Here is an 18684-nt window from a genome sequence, read left to right as displayed (position 1 = left end):
GATCTAGCCCTTCCGCCGGAAGGGCCGGTGCCGCTTCATCCAGTCGCGGCCGCGGTGCCAGCTTTTCTTCAGCCCGCGCTCGGTCAGGCTTTCGAACATCGCGTCGGGGCTGGTGGGGTCGAGCAGTTCGTTTTCGGCGATGAACTCGTCCATCGGCCCCGGCGGCACGAGGTCGAGCAGTTCGAGCGAGCGCCCCCTGCCGCGCAGCGTCTCGATCGTTTCGATCAGCGAACCGGTGCGTTCAAATGTCGCCGCAACGTCTTTTTCCGCGACATCGAGATGCTCGGCGATCAGCGACGTGCGCAGGCGTGCGATCACGGGCTCGACTCCCGCGTTTGCGGACAGCGCGGCGTCGATCGTGACATCGCATTCGCTGTCGAGCCCCATCGAGCGGTTGTTCAGATTGGCCGATCCCACCCGGATCAACCGGTCGTCGACGATCGCGGTCTTTGCATGGACGTAGATGGGCTCTCCGCGCTTCGTGCGCGGATAATAGACCTTCAACCGATCGCCGTGCTTCGCCTTCGCAATTTCGCGCACCAGCTGCACGCGCGCCGCGTCCATCGCCATCTGTTCGAGCCAGCCATCGGCGGTCTTGGGCATCACCATCACGAATTCGGGCGGATCGTCGCCGTTCAGCCTTTCGGCGATCGCCGCCGCGATCTTGCCTGAGGTGAAATACTGGTTCTCGAAATAGATGAAGCGCTCGGCCGCCGCGATCATGTCGAGATAAAGCTGCTCGATCTCGCGGATTTCCTCGTAACCGTCATATTCGGCGCGCGTGCGCGAGATCGCGACGTCGACGCCTTCGAAATCGGGATCGAGGTCGTCGGGCCAATTCTCGCCCTTGCCCTCCAGATCGCGTAGCGGCTTTTTGGTCGCGCGCTGCCAGCGCTCGTTGCCAAGGTCGGCGAGCGCGTTGCCGACGGGGCCCGCGAGGATCATCGTCGAATCATGCCACGGCATATAGGCTTTGCCATCGGGCGCTGTGCGATGCGGGTCGCCGTCCTTGTGATCGCGCGTGTCCCAGCGACGCGCGCCGACGTCGATGCCGCCGCACACTGCGAGATGGTCGTCGAACACCGCGACTTTCTGGTGGTGGCTGCATCCCACAGGATGTGCGCTGTCGAGCCGGAAGCTGATCGAGCGCGTCACCTTCCAGCGCGCGACCATCGACAGGATACGCGGCATCGCGAATTGTTTCAGCCCGCCGAAATTCCAGCGCAAAATGTCGATGTCGCGATCGGGCTTTTCATGCGCGAGGCGTAGCAGATAGTCGCCAAGCGGTTCGCCCTTGCCATTCTTGTCGGGCTTCAGTGCGATACGCGGATCGAAATCCCAGCCGATGAGCAGGATGCGCTGTTTCGCATCGGCCATCAGCCGTTCGAGCAGCGCATAATAGTCCGCCGCGTCGACGATCATCCGCGCCTTGTCGGCGCGTTCGATCCGCCAGCAATTGCGGCCTTCGACGACTATCGGTGATCGTTTCGTCCCCATCGCCGCCACCACGCATGATGGCGGCGATGGTTGCAAGGACTAAAGTCAGGCGGCGACGAACTGTTCGGGGGTCAGCGCCATCATCGAATCGCTGCCCGCCTCGATCTTGCGGCGGAGCGATCCCGCGTCGGGCAGGAAGCGCTCGGCGAAATAGCGCGCGGTGACGAGCTTGGCTTCGAGGAACGCCTTGTTGCCGCGGCCTTCGGCAAGCGCCTTTTGCGCCGCCTCGGCCATGCGAAGCCACATCGAACCGAGCGCAACGATGCCCAGAATGTGCATATAATGATGCGCGCCGGCGCCCACATTGTTCGGGTTGGCCATGCCATTCGCCATGAACCACATCGTCGCAGCCTTGAGTTCGCCGTTGGCCTTTTCGAGGCGCGTCGCGAAATCGGCGAGTGCTTCATCGCCCTTGGCGTTACCGCATTCCTCGTCAACGATTGCAAAGAAGGCCTGGATGGCGCGCCCGCCATTCTGCGCGAGCTTGCGGCCAACAAGGTCCATCGCCTGCACGCCGTTCGCGCCCTCATAGATCATCGTGATGCGCGCATCGCGGACATACTGGCTCATGCCCTGCTCTTCGATGTAGCCGTGACCGCCGAAGACCTGCTGCGCATTGGTCGCGACTTCATAGCCCTTGTCGGTGCCATAGCCCTTTATCACAGGGGTGAGCAGGCTGACGAGATCGTCGGCGCGCTGGCGCTCTTCCTCGCTCTCGGCGACATGCGCGAGATCAACCTGCAGTGCGCCCCAGGTGCAGAGCGCGCGGAGGCCCTCAACGGTCGCCTTGCCGTCCATCAGCATGCGGCGCACGTCGGGGTGGACGAACAGCGGATCGGCCTTTTCCTGCGGGTCCTTCGGCCCGGTGAGCGCGCGGCCCTGACGGCGGTCCTGCGCGTACTGGACGGCGTTCTGGTAGGCGACGTCGGCCTGGCCGAGCCCCTGGATGCCGACGCCGAGGCGCGCGGCGTTCATCATCACGAACATCGCGGCAAGGCCCTTGTTCTCCTCGCCGACCATCCAGCCCTTCGCGCCGTCATAGTTCATGACACAGGTCGAATTGGCGTGGATGCCCATCTTGTGCTCGATCGAGCCGCACGAGAGCGTGTTGCGCTCACCGAGCGATCCGTCGTCGTTGACGATGAACTTGGGCACGATGAACAGCGAGATGCCCTTGACGCTGTCGGGTGCGTCGGGGGTCTTCGCGAGGACGAGGTGGATGATGTTGTCGGTGAGGTCGTGCTCGCCCGACGAGATGAAGATTTTCGTGCCGGTGACCGCATAGCTGCCGTCGCCATTCGGCACCGCACGCGTGCGGATGAGGCCAAGGTCGGTGCCGCAATGCGGCTCGGTCAGGTTCATCGTCCCGCCCCAGTCGCCCGCGATCATCCGGGGGACATAGGTCGCCTTCTGCTCGTCCGATCCCTTGACGAGGATCGCGGCGGTCGCGCCCTGCGTCAGCCCGGGATACATGGCAAAAGCCTGGTTGGCGGCGTTGCGATATTCCTCGACCGGGAAACCGATGACGTGCGGCAACCCCTGCCCGCCAAATTCCTCGGGCGCGGTCAGCAGGCCCCAGCCGGCCTCCGAATAGGCCTTATACGCCTCCTTGAACCCCTTCGGCGTCGTCACGCTGCCGTCGTCGTGCCGCGTGCAGCCTTCGAGGTCGCCCGACTGGTTGATCGGGAACAGCACTTCCTCGCAGAATTTGCCAGCCTCGGTCAGCACCGCCTCGACCATGTCGGGGGTCGCGTTGGCGAAGCCGGGCAGGTTTGCGTAGCGCTCGATCCCGAGCACGTCGTTAAGGAGGAACAGCGTATCTTGCACGGGTGCGCGATAGACGGGCATGGGAAATCCTTCTGAAAAGCAGTTTCGCGTCAAACTTGCCTGGGGAGAGGCTCAGGTCGGCTTATTGGCCGGCGTCGACCTTCTTCACCATATCGATGAAACGTGACAGCTCATCTACAGCACTGTCAATATCGTCGCGCTGGCGTTGCAGCAAACCGATACGCTGCTCGCATTTCTCGATCGTCACCTGCCGCTGCGTCTTGCGACCGTCGCCGACGTCGTAAAGGTCGATCATCTCGCGAATGTCGGCAAGGCTGAAGCCCGTGCGCTTGGCGCGCAGGATCCACGCCAGCCGCGCGCGGTCGCGTTTCGAATAGATGCGCGACAATCCCTTGCGCGACGGGCTGATCAGTCCCTCATCCTCATAGAAACGCAGTGCGCGGGCGGTGACCCCGAACTCGGTCGACAAGTCGGTGATGCTGAATTGCTCGCGCCCCAGATGATCGGGCGTATCGATATGGGCGTGGCCATATTGTTCGGTCATGCCGGTGAAACTAGTTTCCGTTGACGTGAACGTCAAGCCCGGCAGATAGCGCCATTTCGAGGCAGTTCAGCCCCCGCAGGGACGCTGCATATTGCCCTGTCGATCCGCCATTCGCAAGCCCCCCGCATCGGTCGCCGACCAGCTTGCCCGCGGCAGCCGCAGGCCCGAAAGCGAAGCACGGTCGGGACACAGCAGGGCGCATTGCGGCGGCAGGCTTCCGGGAAGGCGCAACTCATCCTCTTCCTCGTGGACGAGCGCGTCGCAACCGTCGATGCCGGCAAAGCGCATCCGCCAGCCATCGCCCTCGCGCATCATCGTGCCGTTGGCGGTACAGGACAGGGTCGGGCCGAAGGCGGCGGTAACGGCAAAACGCCATTTCCCTGCCCCATCGGGAACGACGCACATCGCATCGCGGCCCAGATCGTGCGTCCGCTCGAAAACCCCGACGGGCGTCGCGGCTTCGGATCGCACGACGCCGCGCTGGCGGGCGGTTACCTCGAGCGGATTGCCTGCATCGACGCTCTTTCCGGCTCCATCCGGCGCGGGCCGGTCGCATCCGCCGAGGAAAAGCACCGCCAGTGCGAGCGCGGCGCTAGCCCTGCGCATCGTCCGCCAGGAAGGTCAGGCTGCCGTCGGCCTCGACGCGGCGGTAGAAGCAGGAACAGCGCCCGGTGTGACAGGCGGGACCAGCAGGCTTCACGCGCAGCAACAGCGCGTCCTGATCGCAATCGACGCGCATCTCGACCATCGTCAGCCCGTTGCCCGACGTCTCGCCCTTGCGCCACAGCGAAGCCCTTGACCGCGACCAGAAATGCGCCTGCCCCGTTTCGCGCGTCCGCGCGATCGCTTCTTCATTCATATGCGCGACCATCAGCAGCACATGAGTCTCCGCATCGGTGACGATCGCCGTCACCAGTCCGGCGGCGTCGAAACGCGGAAGAAATCGGTCGGTCGTGTCGCGCTGATCATCCATAAACCGCGCTTTAGAGCAGGATAGGAGCCGCTGTCACCCCGTCCGTGGCGGCGCGTATGACAAATGCGTGATTAGGGGGGCGACATTTGCGATTGCCGTCCCTATATGCGCCCCAGTCACAGCCCCTCTGCCCCTGGAACGACATGCTGACGACCCACCCTTTTGACGACGACAAGCTCCGCGAGGAGTGCGGCGTATTTGGTATTCATGGCGCCGATAGCGCCGCCGCGGTTGTCGCGCTGGGGCTTCACGCCCTGCAACACCGTGGACAGGAAGCCGCAGGCATCACCGCCTTCGACGGCAAGGAGTTCCACACCCACCGCGCGATGGGCCATGTCGCGGGCAATTTCGACCGCGACGACATCATGCGTCAGTTGCAAGGCGGATCGTCGGTCGGCCATGTCCGCTACTCGACGACGGGCGAAACCGCGCTGCGCAACGTCCAGCCGCTGTTCGCCGACCTTGCCACCGGCGGCTTTGCCGTCGCCCACAACGGCAATATCTCGAACGCCGCCGCGCTCCGCAAGGTGCTGGTTCGCCGCGGTTCCATCTTCCAGTCGACCAGCGATACCGAGGTCATCATCCACCTCGTCGCCACGTCGAACTATCGCTCGCTGCTCGACCGGTTCATCGACGCGCTGAAGCAGGTCGAGGGCGCCTATTCGCTGATCTGCCTGACCGCCGAGGGGATGATCGGCTGCCGCGACCCGCTCGGCATCCGCCCGCTCGTGATCGGCAAGCTCGGCGACGCGCATATCCTCGCGTCGGAAACGGTGGCACTCGACGTCGTCGGCGCCGAATTCGTCCGCTCGGTCGAGCCGGGCGAGCTCGTCACCATCCGCGACGGCCAGCTCACCTCGCACCGCCCCTTTGCCGACCATCCGGCGCGGCCGTGCATCTTCGAATATGTCTATTTCTCGCGCCCCGATTCGATCGTCGACGGGACGAGCGTCTATTCGGTGCGCAAGGCCATCGGTGCCGAACTCGCACGCGAAAATCCGGTCGACGCCGATCTCGTCATCCCGGTCCCCGATTCGGGTACGCCCGCGGCGATCGGCTATGCGCAGGAATCGGGCATTCCGTTCGAACTCGGCATCATCCGCTCGCACTATGTCGGGCGCACCTTTATCCAGCCCGGCGACAAGGTCCGCCACCTCGGCGTCAAGCTGAAGCACAACGCCAACCGCGCGCTGATCGCGGGCAAGCGGATCGTGCTGATCGACGATTCGATCGTGCGCGGCACCACGAGCCTCAAGATCGTGCAGATGATGCGCGATGCCGGCGCGACCGAGGTGCATATGCGCATCGCGAGCCCGCCGACGCAGCACAGCTGCTTCTATGGCGTCGACACGCCCGAGCGCGCGAAATTGCTCGCGGCGCAGATGAGCGTCGGCCAGATGGCGAACTTCATCAACGCCGACAGCCTGTCGTTCATCTCGATCGACGGCCTATATCGCGCGCTGGGTGAAGCGAAGCGCAGCGACGACGCACCGAAATATTGCGACGCCTGCTTTACCGGCGACTATCCGACCACGCTCACCGACTTCGACGAGCATGGGCTGGAAGATCAATTTTCGCTGCTTGCCGAACGGGTTGTCTGACATAATGACTGTGGCGTCTAAAGAACTGGCGGGCCAGGTTGCGCTCGTCACCGGGGCGAGCCGCGGAATCGGCGAAGCCATCGCCGAATCGCTCGCCGCACGCGGCGCGCATGTCGTGATCACCGCGCGCACCGCGGGCGGGCTCGAGGAGCTCGAAGACCGCATCCACGAAGCAGGCGGCAGCGCGACGATCGCGCCGCTCGACCTGACCGACGGCGACAGCATCGCGCGCCTGGCCAGCGCGATTGCCGAGCGCTGGCAGCAGCTCGACATGCTCGTGCTCAACGCCGCGATGCTTGGCACGCTGACCCCCGTTGCCGCGATCGACGGCAAGGAATTCAACAAGCTGCTGACGCTGAACCTGATCGCGCAGCAGGCCCTGATCGCCAATTTCGACCCGCTGCTCCGCCGCGCAGCGAACGGCCGCCTGATCGCGCTGTCGAGCAGCGTCGCGCGCGAGCCGCGCGCCTATTGGGGCGCCTATGCCGCGTCGAAGGCGGCGTTCGAAACGATCGTCACCAGCTATGGCGCCGAAATGCGCAATATTTCGACCGTGCGCACCGCGATCCTCGACCCCGGCGGCACCCGGACGCAGATGCGCGCGCGCGCCTATCCGGGCGAAGATCCGCAGAGCATCAAGGACCCCGCCGCGGTCGGCGAATATGTCGCCGGGTTGATGGTCGAAGGTTTCGACAGCACCGCGTTCCACGCGCTGCCCAAGGTCATGGAAAAAGCTTAACGCCATCTTCGTTTTCCTGCGCTAAGACGCTCGCATAAGAGGGTTTGCAAGGGCGCGGGAATGACCAGGAATATTTTGCGCACGGCGATCGCCGTAGTGATCGGCATCGTCGTTGCGTTCGGGCTGATCTGGATCGCCCAATATGCCGGCAGCGAAATTTCACCCGACGTCTATGACCCCGCCAGCGGCGAAGTGCTGATCCCGGTCGGCTCGACGATCGCGCTGGTCGTCGGCTGGTTCATCGGCAGTTTCGGTGGCGGCTGGCTGGCGATGCGGATTTCCGCCGGTACCGGCGCCGGCTGGATCGTTGCCGGCGCGGTGATCGGCACGGCGCTTTACCGTGCCGTCACGCTCGCCGATACCTGGTGGATCATGGCGCTGGGCGCCATCGTTCCGCTTGCCGCGGTCTGGCTGGCCCAGCGCGCGGCAAGCGTCGTTACCGAATAAGAGCTCGCCGCCCCCACAAAAACGGAGGCGACGGCCGCTTTTTATTTTGCGGCTTCCTTGTCCACTGCGGCCTGCACGCTCTTGTAGAAGGCCTCGCGCGCCGCGCCGACGCCTTCGGGATCGGTTGCGGTCGGCCAGTTGCCGTTCGACGCGATCACCAGCTTGCGCTTCGGATCGATGAAGATCCCCTGCCCGAAGATGCCCTGCGCAGCAAAGCTGCCATCGTCGTTGGTCCACCACTGATAGCCATAGCCGCGGCCCGGTATCTCGATCCCCGCCTGCTTGGTGGTCGCCGAAGCGAGCCAGTCGTCGGGCAGCACCTTCTTGCCACCCGCAACCCCGCCATTCAGGATGAACTGGCCGAAACGCGCGTAATCCTTGAGGCTGGCCGACATGCAGCAGCCGCTGATTTCATGCCCCGTCGCGCCGAGCATCCACACCGCGTCCTGCTCCATGCCGAACGGCTTCCAGACCTTTTCGGACAGATATTGCGACAGCGTCTTGCCCGTCGCGCTCGACACGAGCACGCCGATCAAATTGGTCTCGCCGGTCTTGTATACCCACTTCGACCCCGCGGGTGCTTCGCGCGGCAAGGTCTTCATATAGCTGACCGTTATGTCCTCGCCAGCAACGGGCTTCTGCAGGTTGAACAGCGCGACATCGGACTTGGGATCGGTATAATCCTCGTTCCATTTTACGCCCGAGGTCATCGTCAGCAGTTGACGCACGCTAACATCGTCATACGCCGAGCCCTTGAGACCGGGGATATAGACTGTGACCTTGTCGTCGAGGCTCTTGATATAGCCGTCCTTCACCGCGGCGCCGACAAGCGTCGAGGTGAAGCTCTTGGCGACCGAAAAGCTGGTCCAGCGGCCCGCAGCGCCATAGCCGAGCGCATATTTTTCGAGCCGGACCTTGCCGTCCTGCACGATAATCAGCCCGGCATTGCGCTGCTTCGCCATATAGGCGTCGACATCGGCCCCGAGGTCGATCGGCTTGCCCTGCGGCAGCGGATAGACCGGCCCGCCCGCCTTCACCGTGTTGACGACGACCTTGGGAACCGTCTCCATCGTGCGGAAGGCGGCATCGCGTTGATCCTGGGTCCAGAACAGCACATTCAGATCCTTTGGCAGTTTGTCGGTTGTTTGCGTCGGTGCGGGCGCACTGCACCCCGCCGCCGCGGTGCACAGCAGCACCGCTGCCAAAAATCTTCGCATATGTTTTCTCTCCCTGTTTTCAGGCTGTCTTTTCGAGCGTGACCTGCGCGACGTCGATGCCGCCGCCGCGAAAGCCCCCCTCGCAATATTGCAGATAATAGCGCCAGAGCCGGACGAAACGCTCGTCGAATCCCGACGGAAGCTGGTCGGCCGCGACCGCCGCGTCGAAGCGTTCACGCCACTGGCGCAGCGTTTCGGCATAGTCGCCACCGAACCGCCGGACGTCGCGCCAGGCGAGCCCACGCGCCTCGGCCAGCGCGCGAAAGCGGCTTTCCGAAATCAGGCAGCCGCCGGGGAAGATATAGGCCTGAATGAAGTCGCTGCTTGCGGCATAGCGCTCGAACAGGGCGTCGTTGATCAATATATACTGGATCGCGGCCTTGCCGCCGGGGCGGAGCAGCCGCGCGATCGCGTCGAGATAGGCGGGCCAATAGGCCTCGCCCACCGCTTCGACCATCTCGACGCTGGCGATCGCGTCATACGGCCCCTGCGCATCGCGATAGTCGCAGATTTCGATGCGCGAGCGTCCCGAAAGGTCGACCGTGTTCAACCGCGCATCTGCGATATCGGCCTGTGCGGGCGACAGCGTGATACCGGTGTAGAGCACGTCGTGACGCTCGACCGCGCGCTCGGCGAGCGCGCCCCATCCACAGCCGATTTCGAGCAGCCGGCTTCCCGAGCGGAGGTCGAGCCGGTCGAGGATCGCATCGACCTTCGCCGTCTGTGCTTCCTCGAGCGACTGGCCGGGATCGGTGAACAGCGCACTCGAATAATTCATGCTAGGGTCGAGCCACAAACGGTAGAAATCATTGCCCAAATCATAGTGAGCATGGATATTGCGCCGGGCACCGCGACGATCGTTGCGGTGCAGCGCATGGATCGCCTTGTTGAGCCAGCGCCACGGGCCGCGCGCGCGTCCGACATTGCCCAGCGCCTCGCCGTTGCGCATGAACAGGTCAAACAGCGGCACCGGGTCGCGCGACGACCATTCGCGCGTTTCCCACGCACGATACCATCCCACCGAGCCCGAAAGCGCGAGCCGGGCGAGCGCTGTCCAGCTGTGGAGATGCACGATCGCCACCGGCCCCTTGCCGCGCCCGCCGAGCAGCCGCACGCTGCCGTCGGGTAAATGCCCCTCGATCGTGCCGAGCATCAGCCCCGCGTCGATGCGGTCGAGGATCCGGTGAAAAAAGCCCGCTGGGGCCAGCGCCATCAATCTCGCCAGCCCCCCGCCCGTGCGATAGGCACGGTCGGCGCGGAGCAGTTCCTTGCCGCGGCGCGGGCTGACATGCGTGTTCATAGGCACCTTCCTGCCTTAAACGCATCGCGCTGACAATCGGTTGAAACGCGCGACATCATGACGTCACGCGGGCCGGTCATTCGGGATGACTCGCGGTGTCGGGCGCGGTCAGGCGGACCTCGAAACGATCCTGCGCGAGCGGATGCATGAAGCGCTGGTCGCGCAGCCGGATCGCTTCGCCATCGCCTTGTGCGACGGGCATACGCGACCAGAACAGGAAGGCGCGCGCTGCAGGATCGGCCTTGACCCAGGTCGCGAGGCGCGGATCGTCCATGCCGGTCGGTGCACCCGTCAGGTCAACGTCGCCGCCCACGCCCGGAACGAAGCTTGCGGTGCCGTAGCGATCGGCGGTCCGCCAGAAGATATCCCGTTTCCAGAAAGCCAGCGGCGGCGGGCTCGCGACGACGAGCGCGTCCTTCCGACCGCCTGCCTCCAGCGCGCTCGATGCCATACGTTCGGCGGCGCCGGTGATGAGGCCATTGGTGAAGATATAAGCGCACACCGCTGTGAATCCGATCCACGCCGGCCGCCGCCAATTGGCCGCACCGCGGCGTTCACAACGCAGCGACAGCCACACCGACACAGCGAGCGCAATCCATATCCACAGGTCGATGATGAAGATGCTGTCGCCATAGAACCAGCGATGGCTGAACGGTTCGAGCAGGCGGATACCGTAATTGTTGAGCCAGTCGAGCGCGGGATGGCTGAGGCAGCCGATATAAGCGAGCGCGAGCAGCCAGCCCTTGTCGATCGGGAGCCGCTCCGCGGGCCGCTTACCGCGCCGCTCCTGCCAGCGATCGAACACGATCATCAGCCCCCACAGGATCACGGGCAGCAGGACCAGCGCGATCGGCCCGTGGGTGATCCCGCGCCGCATCGCGAGCGATTCGATGCCATAGATCGCGCAGCCCGCGTCGATATCGGGCAGGTTCGCCGCGATGATCAGCGTCGGCATCGCCAGACCGGTCTTCTTCTTGAGCCCCATTTGCCCAAGAAGCGCGCCGACGAGGCTATGCGTCAGATTATCCATGACGGCGGAAGGTCAGAGTTCGGGGCCGCCTTCGGTCACTGTCCAGGTCTGCCCCTTCTTGAGCAGGCCCTGCAGATCGGCTTTCTTGCCTTCGGACGCCGCCTTGTTCTGGCGGACAACATCGGCCTCGAAGGTCGGGCGCGGGTCGTCATAGAGCACGCCTAGCGCCATCGGGAATTCGCCGAAGCGCATTTCGACGAGCATATGCGCAACGCTGCGGTTGGTCACGTCGTGGACGATCACCCCCGCCGCCTGCCAGTCGCCATCGACGACATCTACGGTCTTGAGATGCAGCGCTTCGGCGTCGAGCGCGATGCCCTTGGTGCCCTTGGCATAGAGCATCGGCTCGCCCTGCTTGAGCCAGAGCTGGCGGTCTTCGGCGCCCTTCGGTGCCGCAAAATCCTCGAACACGTCTTTATTATAGACGATACAGTTCTGGAAAATCTCGATAAAAGCCGCGCCCTTGTGGGCGTGCGCGGCCTTGAGCACATTCGGCAATTCCTTCGACACGTCAAAGCCGCGCGCGACGAAACGCGCGCCGGCGCCGAGCGCGAACGCGGCGGGCTGCGCCGGGCGGTCCACCGAGCCATAGGGGGTCGACGGACTCGTCGTGCCGACACGGCTCGTCGGAGAATATTGCCCCTTCGTAAGGCCATAGATCTCGTTGTTGAACAGCATGATCTGGCAATCGAGGTTGCGGCGAATGAGGTGCATCGTGTGGTTGCCGCCGATCGACAGCCCGTCTCCGTCGCCGGTGACGATCCACACGTCGAGGTTCGGGTTCGCGAGCTTCAGCCCCGTCGCGAACGCCGGCGCGCGGCCGTGGATCGTATGGAAGCCATAGGTTTCCATATAATAGGGAAAGCGCGACGAGCAGCCGATGCCGCTGATGAACACGGTATTCTCGGGCGCGGTGCCGATTTCGGGCATTGTGCGCTGCACCGCCTTCAGGATCGCATAGTCGCCGCAGCCGGGGCACCAGCGGACTTCCTGATCGGTTTCCCAATCCTTGAGCGTCGTCGGGCGCGCGATGGTCGTCATCTCGTTCATGCGAGCGCTCCTTCGATAGCAGCTTCGATTTCGGCGATGGTGAAGGGTTGGCCCGACACCTTGTTCACCGGTTTCGCGTCGACCAGATACTGGTCGCGTAGCACGGTCTTGAGCTGGCCGGTGTTCATTTCGGGCACGATCACCTTGTCATAGCTCTTGAGCAGCTCGCCGAGATTGGCGGGCAACGGCCAGATATGGCGGATGTGCACATGGCTGACGTCGGCCCCTTCGGCGCGCTTGCGGCGCACCGCCTGATGGATCGGGCCGAAGGTCGAACCCCAGCCGACGACCGCAAGCTTGCCGCCCTCGGCGCCAAGTTCGACGACCTGATCGGGGACGGTGATGCCGTCGATCTTGTCCTTGCGGATATCCGTCATCGCCTGATGGTTGCCCGGCGCATAGTTGATGTGGCCGGTGTCGATTTCCTTCTCGATCCCGCCGATGCGGTGGAGCAGGCCCGGTGTGCCGGGCTTGACCCATGGACGCTTCAGATTTTCGTCGCGGCCATAGGGCTTGAAGCCGCCTTCAGGCACCTCGGTGAGGAACTCGACCGGGAAGGCCTCATAGGTGGTGAGGTCGGGCACCGCCCACGGCTCGGCAGCATTGGCAATATAACCGTCGGTGAGCAGCATCACCGGGGTCATATATCGCACCGCGATGCGCACCGCCTCGATCGCGCATTCGAACGCATCGCCCGGCGAGCGCGCTGCGATGACGGGCATCGGCGCGTCGCCGTTGCGGCCATAGACCGCCTGATAGAGGTCCGACTGCTCGGTCTTGGTCGGCAGGCCCGTCGAGGGGCCGCCGCGCTGCGAATTGACGATGACGAGCGGCAGCTCGGTCATGATCGCGAGGCCCATCGCCTCGCCCTTCAGCGCGATGCCGGGACCCGACGAGCTGGTAACGCCGAGCGAGCCCGCATAGCTCGCGCCGATCGCCGAACAGATGGCGGCGATCTCGTCCTCGGCCTGGAAGGTCGTGACGTCATATTCCTTGAGCCGCGACAGGTGATGCAGGATCGCCGATGCCGGGGTGATCGGATAACCGCCGAAAAACATCGGCAGCTTAGCAAGCTGCGCGCCCGCAACGAGGCCGAGCGCGATGCCTTCGGCGCCCGTCAGCGTGCGGTAGAGGCCGGGCGCGACCGGCGCGGGATCGACATGATGCTGCTTGAGCGGACCCGCAAGCTCGGCGGTCTCGCCATAGGCGTGGCCGGCGTTGAGCGCCGCGACGTTCGCCGCCGCAAGGTTCGGATCCTTGGCGAACTTCGCGTTGAGCCAGTCGATCAGCGGCTGGCGGTCGCGGTCGAACATCCAGAGCGAAAGCCCCAGCGTCCACATATTCTTGCAGCGCAGGGCTTCCTTGTTGCCGAGCCCGAAGGGCTTCACCGCGTCCATGGTAAGCTGGCTGATGTTGAGCTTCAGGAGCTGCCATTTGGCGAGGCTGCCGTCCTCGAGCGGGTTCGCATCATATTTCGCCTTGGCGAGGTTGCGGTCGTTGAATTCGCCCTCGTCGGCGATGATCAGCCCGCCCTGCTTCAATTGCGGCACATTGGTCTTGAGCGCCGCGGGGTTCATCGCGACGAGCACGTCGGGCGCGTCGCCCGCGGTGTCGATCGCCGACGATCCGAAATTGATCTGGAAGGCGGACACGCCGAACAGCGTGCCCTGCGGAGCGCGGATCTCGGCAGGAAAGTCGGGAAAGGTCGCAAAGTCGTTGCCCGCGAGCGCCGACGACAAGGTAAATTGCCCGCCGGTGAGCTGCATGCCGTCGCCGCTGTCACCGGCAAATCGAACCACCACTGCATCCGAAAGAGGGGACTGCCGTTCGTCGGCCTGGTCCACTGCCGCTGTCGCCATTTTCTGTATCTGCCTTTGAATCTTGCGAACCTGTGACATCGGCCTAGGCCCGTGTGCGCCAAGCCGCAATTGAGAAAAAATTGTGCGCTGCAAAGGGCAAGCGACAGGTCGGTTTCGATTTGCGATTGAATTTGCCCCGCCGATGCCGAATAGCATGGCGAAAACATCGATCAGGGAGAGACTGGATGACCGACGGCACCACTCATCAAGCGCGCGCCGATGTGGCGGCGTTTCTCGCCTTCCTCAACGCGCAGGAAGGCCCGAAGATGGAGGAGATGCCGCCCGAAGGTGCGCGCGAGATGTTCCGCGTGATGGGCCAGCTCGCGGACGTTCCGCGCGGCGAGATCGCGAAGGTCGAGGACCGGAAGATTGCCGGGCCCGCGGGCGAGATCGCGATCCGCCTCTATGACAATCGCCCCGACCGCGAGCCGGGGCCCGTCATGGTCTTCTACCACGGCGGCGGCTGGGTGATCGGCGATCTCGACACCCACGACGCCTATTGCGCGCAGGCCGCGCGCCTGCTCGACATGCCCGTCGTCGCGGTCGACTATCGCCTAGCCCCCGAACACCCCTTCCCCGCCGCGCCGATCGATTGCGAAGCGGCGACGCGCTGGGTCGCCGACAACATCCCCTGCACCGGACTGGTCCTCTCCGGAGAAAGCGCCGGCGGCAATTTGACGATCGTCACCGCGCTCACGCTCCGCGACAAGCCCGCGTCGAAACCGGTGATCGCGATCCACCCGATCTACCCCGCCGTCACGACTCACGACGACTGGCAAAGCTATCGCGATTTCGGCGAAGGCCATTTGCTGACGCAGGGCAGCATGACCTGGTTCGGCAATCATTATGCCGCCGATCCCGCCGACTATCGCGCCTCGCCGCTCGATTTCCCGGCCGAGGGGCTGCCGCCGACGCTACTGATCACCGCGGGGCTCGATCCGCTGCGCGATCAGGGCCGCGCCTATGCCGCCAAGCTGATCGAAGCGGGCGTCCCGACCACCTATCGCGAAGCGAAGGGTACGATCCACGGCTATATCAACCTCGCTCAGGGCATTCCGAGCGCACAGAAAGATATCCGCGGGGCATTGACCGTATTGAAGGCGATCGTCGCCGAAGCTAACGGGGCGGCATGATCGATCATAGCAAACTCCCCTACCGCCCCTGCGCGGGCGTCATGCTCGCCAACCGCGAGGGCCGCGTCTTCGTCGGCCAGCGGCTCGATACGTCGAGCGAAGCCTGGCAGATGCCGCAAGGCGGGATCGACGACGGCGAGGACGCCGAGGAAGCCGCGATCCGCGAACTGGGCGAGGAAACCGGCGTCCACGGCGGGCTCGTCGAGATCATCGCGCGCAGCCGTGAGGAATATTTCTACGACCTGCCCGATCATCTGATCGGCAAGATGTGGGGCGGCAAATATCGCGGCCAGCGCCAGCACTGGTTCCTGATGCGCTTCATGGGCGCCGACAGCGACGTCGACATCCATACGAAGCATCAGGAATTCCGCGCGTGGAAATGGGCCGAACTGAACGAGATCGAAAAGCTGATCGTGCCATTCAAGCGCGCGCTCTATCGCGGGCTGGTCGAGGAATTCGGCCCGCTCGTCTGATCCTTCAGCGCCAGCGCGGTGCGAAAGACGTCGCGGAACATGTCGGCGGTGAGCCGTCCGGTGTTCGTGTTATAGCGCGAGCAATGATAGCTATCGACGAGATGCCGTCCGTCCGGCAGCGCGTGCACCGCGCCATGCGCGAAAGGATGCGCTGCGAGACGCGCCTCCGCCGCGCGTAGCGCCGCATCATGGGCGATCCGGCCGAGCGCGATGATAACGCGCACCTTCGGCAACGCGGCCATCTGCGCCTCGAAGAAGGGCCGGCAGTTCGCGATTTCGGCGGGAATGGGCTTGTTCTGCGGCGGCAGGCATTTGACGCTGTTGACGATGATCGCACCGTCGAGCGCCAGCCCGTCGTCGATCCGTGCGTCGTACCGGCCTTGGCTCAGGCCGAATTCGGCGAGCGTCGCGAACAGCAAGTCGCCCGCATAATCGCCGGTGAACGGTCGCCCCGTCCGGTTTGCACCATGCTTGCCGGGCGCCAGCCCCGCGAAGGCCAGCCAGCCGCCGGGATCGCCGAATGCATAGACCGGCGCGTTCCACCAGTCGGGATGCTCCGCCTGACATTCGCGCCGCAGCGCGACGAGCCGCGGGCATCGCGGACAATCGCGCGGCGGCTCGGTGCCGGGCAACGGGCTGTCAATTTCCACGCGTCTGCGATAGGCGCGAGGACATGAGCAAAGCAACGCCGCTTCCCCTCTATGCCATCGGCCTCGGGTCGAATCGCCGCCATGCACGCTTCGGCGATCCGCGCGCGGTGTTGCTGGCCGCGCTCGCGGCGCTGGAGGCCGACGATATCGAGCCGGTCGATGCGAGCCCGATCATCGCGAGCGAGCCCCTCGGCCCGTCGCGGCGGCGCTATGCCAATGCCGTCGCGCTCGTGGCGTCGGCATTGTCTCCGCCCGAAATGCTCGAACGATTGCAGGCGATCGAGGCGCGCTTCGGCCGCCGTACCGGCCAGCGCTGGAGCGCACGGACGCTCGACCTCGATATCCTGCTCTGGTCGGGCGGGGCCTGGTCCGACGGCGCGCTGACGATCCCGCATCCGGCGATCGAACAGCGCGCGTTCGTGCTCGGCCCGCTCCGCGCGATCGTCCCCGACTGGCCGCATCCGCTGACCGGCCGCAGCGTCCGTCAACTCGCCGCACGCCTGACGCGTCCGAAGCCGGTTGACCGGGGCGCATCTGCGCACTAGGGCGACGGCTCACTTTCGCGCGCCGCTTCGCCGGCGCCGGATGGGCCCTTAGCTCAGTCGGTAGAGCAACTGACTTTTAATCAGTAGGTCGCTGGTTCGAACCCAGCAGGGCTCACCACCTATCCCATCGACATAAGCCGACCGGCGGATGGCCAAGGCACTGGTTGCCCACAATCTCTTGGTAGTATCTCGCGGATAGAATAGGCAGCCGAGGACGGGCGACGGAGCCCGGTAGAGGCAGGTCGAGGCATGAAGATTCTACTGACAGGCGGGGCGGGATATATCGGCAGCCACGTCGCCGCCGCGCTGGTCGCCGAGAAGCATGAGGTTGTCTGTTTCGACAATCTGTCGAACAGCGACGCGTCGGTGATGGATCGCCTCGAAGCGATCACTGGGACCGCGGTGCCGCTGGTCGAGGGAGATATCCGCGACGGCGACGCGCTGCGCCGCGTGATGCGCGAGCATGCGATCGAGGCCGTCATTCATTTCGCGGGACTGAAGGCGGTCGGCGAATCGGTCGCCGAGCCTATCAAATATTATGACAACAACGTCCGCGGCACGCTGTCGCTGCTCGAAGCGATACGCGATTGCGACGTGAAGACGCTGGTCTTTTCGTCGAGCGCGACGGTCTATGGCCAGCCACAATATCTGCCGCTCGACGAGAATCACCCGACCTCGGCGACCAACCCCTATGGTCGCACCAAGCTGATGATCGAAGAAATGCTCGCCGACGTCGCCGCCGCTGATCCCGAATGGCGCATCGCGATCCTGCGTTACTTCAACCCGGTCGGCGCGCACGACAGCGGGCTGATCGGCGAGAATCCGAATGGCATCCCGAACAATCTGATGCCCTTCATCAGCCGCGTCGCAGCGGGCCGGCTCGCCGAATTGTCGGTGTTCGGCGATGATTACGACACCCCCGACGGCACCGGGGTGCGCGACTATATCCATGTCGTCGACCTCGCGGGCGGCCATGTCGCCGCGCTCGATGCGATCGCGAAGGCCGACCAGCCGCTGTCGACGTGGAACCTCGGCACGGGAACGGGCTATTCGGTGCTCGACATGGTCGAGGCGTTCGAACGCGTGAACGGCGTGCCCATCCCCTATCGCATCGCGCCGCGCCGCGACGGCGATGTCGCGAGCTGCTTCGCCAGCCCCGAACGCGCGGCGCGCGAGCTAGGTTGGTCGGCGGCGCGCGACCTCGACGCGATGTGCTCATCGAGCTGGAATTTCGAACGAACCCTCGCGGGACGCAACGCCGACTAGCCGAGCCAGCCCGCGGTCTGCGCCAGCACCCACAGGCCGATCACGAGGAACAGACCCGCAGCAACCATGCGGACCTTGGCAAGGTCGACGCGCTTCAGCAGTTCGTGACCGAGAAAGATCGCGGGCACGTTGGCGATCATCATGCCGAGCGTGGTGCCCGCGGTCACGGTCACGACATCATGATATTGCGCCCCGAGCGCGATCGTCGCGACCTGCGTCTTGTCACCCATCTCGACGAGGAAAAAGGCGACCAGCGTCGTCAGGAAGGCACCGAAACGCGGTTTGGGGGCTTCGTCGTCGTCGAACTTGTCGGGGATCAGCGTCCACGCCGCCATCGCGACGAATGACAGGCCAATCGCATAGCCGAATACCGGGCTGTCGAGGAAAGCCGCCGCCGACGCGCCGAGCAGCGCGGCGAGCGCATGGTTGGCGAGCGTCGCGACCAAAATGCCGAGGATGATCGGCACGGGACGGTTGAAGCGCGTCGCGAGCAGGATCGCGAGCAATTGCGTCTTGTCGCCGATCTCGGCGAGCGCGACGACGGCGGTCGAGGTGAACAGGGCTTCCATGGG

Annotated in this window: 19 protein-coding genes and 1 tRNA gene; 8 read left to right on the top strand and 12 right to left on the bottom strand. The window is 64.6% G+C overall.

Annotated elements, in window-relative coordinates; genetic code table 11:
- Nucleotides 1–3: 3 nt before the first annotated feature.
- The 5 genes from ACIPPQ_RS18370 to hisI all read right to left on the bottom strand — a co-directional run bounded on the left by ACIPPQ_RS18370 (nt 4) and on the right by hisI (nt 4802).
- Nucleotides 4–1497: a phospholipase D-like domain-containing protein gene (locus tag ACIPPQ_RS18370; RefSeq protein ID WP_446545507.1), complete on the bottom strand. Its 1494-nt coding sequence runs from the start codon at nt 1495–1497 to the stop codon at nt 4–6.
- A 45-nt stretch (nt 1498–1542) separates the two neighbouring features.
- Entirely contained in the window at nt 1543–3345 is a 1803-nt protein-coding gene (locus tag ACIPPQ_RS18365) for an acyl-CoA dehydrogenase C-terminal domain-containing protein (protein ID WP_446545506.1), read from the bottom strand.
- Between the two features lie 61 nt (nt 3346–3406).
- Nucleotides 3407–3829 (bottom strand): MerR family transcriptional regulator, encoded by a 423-nt coding sequence (locus ACIPPQ_RS18360; protein ID WP_446545505.1) that lies wholly within the window; start codon nt 3827–3829, stop codon nt 3407–3409.
- Between the two features lie 66 nt (nt 3830–3895).
- Nucleotides 3896–4435 carry a hypothetical protein gene (locus ACIPPQ_RS18355; protein ID WP_446545504.1) on the bottom strand — a complete coding sequence of 180 codons (540 nt, stop codon included), beginning with the start codon at nt 4433–4435 and terminating at the stop codon, nt 3896–3898.
- On the bottom strand, nt 4422–4802 hold the full coding sequence (gene hisI, locus ACIPPQ_RS18350; protein ID WP_446545503.1) for a phosphoribosyl-AMP cyclohydrolase: 381 nt from the start codon (nt 4800–4802) through the stop codon (nt 4422–4424). The genes ACIPPQ_RS18355 and hisI overlap by 14 nt, the downstream gene beginning before the upstream one ends.
- A 143-nt stretch (nt 4803–4945) precedes the next feature.
- Between hisI and purF the strand changes: the two genes are divergently transcribed.
- Genes purF through ACIPPQ_RS18335 form a run of 3 tightly spaced genes read left to right on the top strand, consistent with a single transcriptional unit; the run spans nt 4946 to nt 7589 of the window.
- Nucleotides 4946–6403, top strand: coding sequence for an amidophosphoribosyltransferase (gene purF, locus ACIPPQ_RS18345; protein WP_446545502.1), 1458 nt, complete (start codon nt 4946–4948; stop codon nt 6401–6403).
- A 4-nt stretch (nt 6404–6407) separates the two neighbouring features.
- On the top strand, nt 6408–7142 hold the full coding sequence (locus ACIPPQ_RS18340) for an SDR family NAD(P)-dependent oxidoreductase (RefSeq protein WP_446545501.1): 735 nt from the start codon (nt 6408–6410) through the stop codon (nt 7140–7142).
- 60 nt (nt 7143–7202) lie between these two features.
- Complete coding sequence (locus ACIPPQ_RS18335; RefSeq protein WP_446545500.1) at nt 7203–7589, top strand: hypothetical protein; 387 nt, start codon at nt 7203–7205, stop codon at nt 7587–7589.
- Between the two features lie 41 nt (nt 7590–7630).
- Here the strand turns inward: ACIPPQ_RS18335 and ACIPPQ_RS18330 are convergent, their stop codons facing one another.
- From ACIPPQ_RS18330 to ACIPPQ_RS18310, 5 genes are all read right to left on the bottom strand, one after another.
- Nucleotides 7631–8806, bottom strand: coding sequence for a serine hydrolase domain-containing protein (locus tag ACIPPQ_RS18330; RefSeq protein ID WP_446545499.1), 1176 nt, complete (start codon nt 8804–8806; stop codon nt 7631–7633).
- A 19-nt stretch (nt 8807–8825) separates the two neighbouring features.
- The gene (locus tag ACIPPQ_RS18325; RefSeq protein ID WP_446545498.1) at nt 8826–10106 is read right to left on the bottom strand and encodes a class I SAM-dependent methyltransferase; all 1281 of its coding nucleotides are present in this window, start codon (nt 10104–10106) and stop codon (nt 8826–8828) included.
- 76 nt (nt 10107–10182) lie between these two features.
- Nucleotides 10183–11136 carry a metal-dependent hydrolase gene (locus tag ACIPPQ_RS18320; protein ID WP_446545497.1) on the bottom strand — a complete coding sequence of 318 codons (954 nt, stop codon included), beginning with the start codon at nt 11134–11136 and terminating at the stop codon, nt 10183–10185.
- Between the two features lie 12 nt (nt 11137–11148).
- The gene (locus tag ACIPPQ_RS18315) at nt 11149–12186 is read right to left on the bottom strand and encodes a 2-oxoacid:ferredoxin oxidoreductase subunit beta (RefSeq protein ID WP_327454321.1); all 1038 of its coding nucleotides are present in this window, start codon (nt 12184–12186) and stop codon (nt 11149–11151) included.
- Complete coding sequence (locus ACIPPQ_RS18310; protein WP_446545496.1) at nt 12183–14045, bottom strand: 2-oxoacid:acceptor oxidoreductase subunit alpha; 1863 nt, start codon at nt 14043–14045, stop codon at nt 12183–12185. The genes ACIPPQ_RS18315 and ACIPPQ_RS18310 overlap by 4 nt, the downstream gene beginning before the upstream one ends.
- 185 nt (nt 14046–14230) lie before the next feature.
- Between ACIPPQ_RS18310 and ACIPPQ_RS18305 the strand changes: the two genes are divergently transcribed.
- Nucleotides 14231–15178 carry an alpha/beta hydrolase gene (locus ACIPPQ_RS18305; protein WP_446545495.1) on the top strand — a complete coding sequence of 316 codons (948 nt, stop codon included), beginning with the start codon at nt 14231–14233 and terminating at the stop codon, nt 15176–15178.
- A complete protein-coding gene (locus ACIPPQ_RS18300; RefSeq protein WP_446545494.1) occupies nt 15175–15651 on the top strand; it encodes an RNA pyrophosphohydrolase in 477 nt (158 codons plus the stop codon). Before ACIPPQ_RS18305 ends, ACIPPQ_RS18300 begins: the two co-directional genes overlap by 4 nt.
- Here ACIPPQ_RS18300 and ACIPPQ_RS18295 read toward each other — a convergent pair.
- On the bottom strand, nt 15612–16301 hold the full coding sequence (locus tag ACIPPQ_RS18295; RefSeq protein WP_446545493.1) for a uracil-DNA glycosylase: 690 nt from the start codon (nt 16299–16301) through the stop codon (nt 15612–15614). The genes ACIPPQ_RS18300 and ACIPPQ_RS18295 overlap by 40 nt on opposite strands.
- 23 nt (nt 16302–16324) lie before the next feature.
- Between ACIPPQ_RS18295 and folK the strand changes: the two genes are divergently transcribed.
- The 3 genes from folK (at nt 16325) to galE (ending at nt 18112) form a co-directional block, all read left to right on the top strand.
- Entirely contained in the window at nt 16325–16846 is a 522-nt protein-coding gene (folK, locus tag ACIPPQ_RS18290; RefSeq protein WP_446545492.1) for a 2-amino-4-hydroxy-6-hydroxymethyldihydropteridine diphosphokinase, read from the top strand.
- A 42-nt stretch (nt 16847–16888) separates the two neighbouring features.
- Nucleotides 16889–16964: transfer RNA gene (locus ACIPPQ_RS18285), tRNA-Lys, on the top strand.
- A 131-nt stretch (nt 16965–17095) separates the two neighbouring features.
- Complete coding sequence (gene galE / locus ACIPPQ_RS18280) at nt 17096–18112, top strand: UDP-glucose 4-epimerase GalE (RefSeq protein WP_446545491.1); 1017 nt, start codon at nt 17096–17098, stop codon at nt 18110–18112.
- Here the strand turns inward: galE and ACIPPQ_RS18275 are convergent.
- Entirely contained in the window at nt 18109–18681 is a 573-nt protein-coding gene (locus ACIPPQ_RS18275) for a TMEM165/GDT1 family protein (RefSeq protein ID WP_446545490.1), read from the bottom strand. The genes galE and ACIPPQ_RS18275 overlap by 4 nt on opposite strands.
- Nucleotides 18682–18684 lie beyond the last annotated feature (3 nt).

It is taken from the genome of Sphingopyxis sp. LARHCG72 (genome assembly GCF_052871675.1).
The sequence above is the reverse complement of the archived record's forward strand: the minus strand, read 5'-3'. Positions and strand labels throughout refer to the sequence as shown.

Excerpts from the sequence above, each read along its gene's own strand:
- ACIPPQ_RS18325 (WP_446545498.1), bottom strand. The coding sequence starts at position 10,106 with ATGAACACGCATGTCAGCCCGCGCCGCGGCAAGGAACTGCTCCGCGCC.
- ACIPPQ_RS18340 (WP_446545501.1), top strand. The coding sequence starts at position 6,408 with ATGACTGTGGCGTCTAAAGAACTGGCGGGCCAGGTTGCGCTCGTCACC.
- folK (WP_446545492.1), top strand. The coding sequence starts at position 16,325 with ATGAGCAAAGCAACGCCGCTTCCCCTCTATGCCATCGGCCTCGGGTCG.
- purF (WP_446545502.1), top strand. The coding sequence starts at position 4,946 with ATGCTGACGACCCACCCTTTTGACGACGACAAGCTCCGCGAGGAGTGC.
- ACIPPQ_RS18360 (WP_446545505.1), bottom strand. The coding sequence starts at position 3,829 with ATGACCGAACAATATGGCCACGCCCATATCGATACGCCCGATCATCTG.
- ACIPPQ_RS18315 (WP_327454321.1), bottom strand. The coding sequence starts at position 12,186 with ATGAACGAGATGACGACCATCGCGCGCCCGACGACGCTCAAGGATTGG.
- hisI (WP_446545503.1), bottom strand. The coding sequence starts at position 4,802 with ATGGATGATCAGCGCGACACGACCGACCGATTTCTTCCGCGTTTCGAC.
- ACIPPQ_RS18370 (WP_446545507.1), bottom strand. The coding sequence starts at position 1,497 with ATGGGGACGAAACGATCACCGATAGTCGTCGAAGGCCGCAATTGCTGG.
- ACIPPQ_RS18275 (WP_446545490.1), bottom strand. The coding sequence starts at position 18,681 with ATGGAAGCCCTGTTCACCTCGACCGCCGTCGTCGCGCTCGCCGAGATC.
- ACIPPQ_RS18335 (WP_446545500.1), top strand. The coding sequence starts at position 7,203 with ATGACCAGGAATATTTTGCGCACGGCGATCGCCGTAGTGATCGGCATC.
- ACIPPQ_RS18300 (WP_446545494.1), top strand. The coding sequence starts at position 15,175 with ATGATCGATCATAGCAAACTCCCCTACCGCCCCTGCGCGGGCGTCATG.
- ACIPPQ_RS18310 (WP_446545496.1), bottom strand. The coding sequence starts at position 14,045 with ATGGCGACAGCGGCAGTGGACCAGGCCGACGAACGGCAGTCCCCTCTT.
- ACIPPQ_RS18365 (WP_446545506.1), bottom strand. The coding sequence starts at position 3,345 with ATGCCCGTCTATCGCGCACCCGTGCAAGATACGCTGTTCCTCCTTAAC.
- ACIPPQ_RS18330 (WP_446545499.1), bottom strand. The coding sequence starts at position 8,806 with ATGCGAAGATTTTTGGCAGCGGTGCTGCTGTGCACCGCGGCGGCGGGG.
- ACIPPQ_RS18355 (WP_446545504.1), bottom strand. The coding sequence starts at position 4,435 with ATGCGCAGGGCTAGCGCCGCGCTCGCACTGGCGGTGCTTTTCCTCGGC.
- galE (WP_446545491.1), top strand. The coding sequence starts at position 17,096 with ATGAAGATTCTACTGACAGGCGGGGCGGGATATATCGGCAGCCACGTC.
- ACIPPQ_RS18320 (WP_446545497.1), bottom strand. The coding sequence starts at position 11,136 with ATGGATAATCTGACGCATAGCCTCGTCGGCGCGCTTCTTGGGCAAATG.
- ACIPPQ_RS18305 (WP_446545495.1), top strand. The coding sequence starts at position 14,231 with ATGACCGACGGCACCACTCATCAAGCGCGCGCCGATGTGGCGGCGTTT.